Origin of the sequence: Xenorhabdus yunnanensis, from assembly GCF_028598805.1 — a bacterium.
Taxonomy (GTDB): domain Bacteria; phylum Pseudomonadota; class Gammaproteobacteria; order Enterobacterales; family Enterobacteriaceae; genus Xenorhabdus; species Xenorhabdus yunnanensis.
In genome coordinates this window covers 1-2,441 of the sequence record NZ_JAQRFI010000128.1, presented here as the reverse complement: position 1 = coordinate 2,441, position 2,441 = coordinate 1, and the positions used below count along the sequence as shown (strand labels likewise).

The 2,441-nt window shown below is 52.8% G+C and carries 4 protein-coding genes; all 4 read left to right on the top strand.

Translation table 11 applies throughout. The features are described from left to right. Positions 1–434: hypothetical protein (locus tag PSI23_RS20970; protein ID WP_273556889.1), on the top strand; the 434-nt coding region annotated here is incomplete at its 5' end. Between the two features lie 9 nt (positions 435–443). Beyond that, positions 444–737, top strand: coding sequence for a TA system toxin CbtA family protein (locus PSI23_RS20965; RefSeq protein WP_273556888.1), 294 nt, complete (start codon positions 444–446; stop codon positions 735–737). Positions 738–828: 91 nt separating this feature from the next. Beyond that, positions 829–1,752: a DUF1281 domain-containing protein gene (locus PSI23_RS20960; protein ID WP_273556887.1), complete on the top strand. Its 924-nt coding sequence runs from the start codon at positions 829–831 to the stop codon at positions 1,750–1,752. Positions 1,753–1,860: 108 nt separating this feature from the next. Beyond that, the coding region (locus PSI23_RS20955; protein ID WP_273556886.1) for a DNA methyltransferase family protein at positions 1,861–2,441 on the top strand (581 nt) is incomplete at its 3' end.

The window sequence follows — 2,441 nt, the reverse complement described above, 5'->3', positions numbered from 1 at the left end:
GGGAGGAAACCCTGACCGTGTGTGAAACCGACTCTGTCACCGAAGCGGTACAGCGGCTGAAAGTGATCCATCTTTTGGGTGACTGGCCGGTACCGGAAATGTCTGCTACTCAGTGCCGGCGGGCTTTTTTTCCAATGACCGTGATGATTTATGACGCTCAGGATAACAAGGTACTCGGCGGTCGCTTTTATGACGAGATTGTCTGGGCGCAGCCGGTCACCGTGACATCAGAGCGTTTATCGCTGGAGCAAAAACAACAGCGCTTGTGCCAGTCAGCCACGTTTGAGCTGAGCTGGCAGAATGCAGAGGCGGCCCGTGTCCTGTGGCATGAGGCGAATTTACTCTCGCTACATGTGGTGTCGCCCGATTATCAGCACCATCATGAAGTACAGGATATTCTCCGGCACGGCACAACCGTCAGCGTTTGCAGGTGAGGTATCACAATGGAACCCTTACGTTTAACGGTCTGGCAGGTGATTGCTGCCGCGCTGTTGAAACGGCATTTTGGCCTGAGCCTGAACGATACGGCGTTGTGTGAAACCGATACCGTGACCGAACTCATCGCTAACGGTGTCCGGCCTTCTGACGCCATCAATGAATTGGTGGATAAATACGATTTAACCCGAATGAACGCGTCGGCAATGACGCACAGTACACCGTATCTGGGTGTACATGACGAGCTGATGGTCATTTTCGACAGTCAGGTTACCGATATTTTCAGACGGGATTTCAACTGACACTTTTCTTCAATCACCCATCGGGGGAACTGACTCCCGTGGGGAACAGTTCCTCCGGTTTACGCTTATCAAACTTATGAGGAACTTAATCATGGCAGAATGGGTTACCAATCAACTGGAAGTCACCGGCAAATCCGTTTGTATCGATGTCATGCAGCAATGGGTCTGTGGGGAAGAGTTCCCCCGTTACCGTCAGGCCGTATTGCAGAGCCTGCGGCTGTTTCTGGCTGGCTGTGTGGGGATACTGAAACCCACCAAACCGCAAACTTACACCCCTTACCCGGAACTGGTACGTGGCACGGCAGCGCCGACTGCGCAGAATCTGGCGTTTGAGCAATGGCTGGCGTTGTTGCAGGACAATGTGATGTTAACCGTTGAAAACATGAAGAGGATTGACAGTGTATACCGCCAGTCCGGTCTCAGCCTGCTGCGCTGGGAGAATGTACCGGAGTCAGCGCGTGACATTATCGCCCGCATTCTGACCCGCCAGTATACCGACTGGTTTGGTGTGGTGGGCTGGTCTGATAATCTCGATATCGGGGCGTGCTGGGATAAGCTGAGTGTTTACCCGGCATCCGCCCAGCCATGCGATATGCTGATGATAAGACCGACCCGGCTGGCCACGGAGATTAACGGCAACAGTGGCTTGCTGAAAAGCATTGCTACCCCATCACAGTTCTACGATGAGTACTATGGGCTGGAGTGGCCTTTTGGTCACCATGTCCGCTGGGAGCGCCGTAATGTCAGCAGCTTAACTGTGCGCTTTGACTCCCCCTGGTCACCCCCTTCAGCAGAACTGATGGGCGAGCTGTCATTGGTGTTTGACTGTGAAATCCGCCACTGGTACAGCGAACCGTCAGGCCAGCTCAAAGGGTACGATTGCTATGACCAGGGCGAGCATGTGGATAGTGGTCACGGGTTGTCAGGGCGAGAGAACCGTCCGGCACTGTATCTGGTCAACGGTGAGAAAACCGAAACGGCACTGGCATTACCTGCGATTGCCGTTGGGCAGTAACTCTTTGTTCAACGCAACATCAACTTATCTTCACTTTAACCGAATGGGGAAGCACATTCCCCTTTCGGAGCGTGCTTTCCTTTTTTTGTTTTATAAGGAAAACACGCAATGGCACCACGTCCTGACTATCAACATGAATTTATCTCTCTGTTTAAACAAACCGCACGTTACCACAACCGTCATCAGGTCTTTCGGGATTTTTGCAACTGTACGATGGCGGCGATCCACAATAAATACTGTTTCAGTGAGGAACTCGAGCAGTTCTATCTGAAAACCATCAAGAAGTACGAACGGGAAGATGTTGGCCGGATCGTGAAACTTTTTTCGTATACCGTACTGGCACTGGCGGAAGAACCCTGCGATTTTCTGGGCAGCGTGTTTATGCGACTGGAGCTGGGTGATAAAGATCTTCAGCAGTTCTTTACCCCCTGGGGTGTAGCCAGAATGATGGCGGAAATACAGTTGCACGACGCTGCCGGGTTGTTGCAGACCCAACCGTTTGTCACTTTTTTCGAGCCAGCGTGTGGTGCGGGTTGTATGACTCTGGCCGCCGCCGAAGTGCTGAGAGGGCAGGGGTATGACCCGATGTGCAGTCTGTGGGTTTCTGCGATTGATATTGACCCGCTGGCCGCGGTGATGGCGTACATCCAGCTTTCGCTGACCTGCATTCCGGCCGCAGTCACCATTGG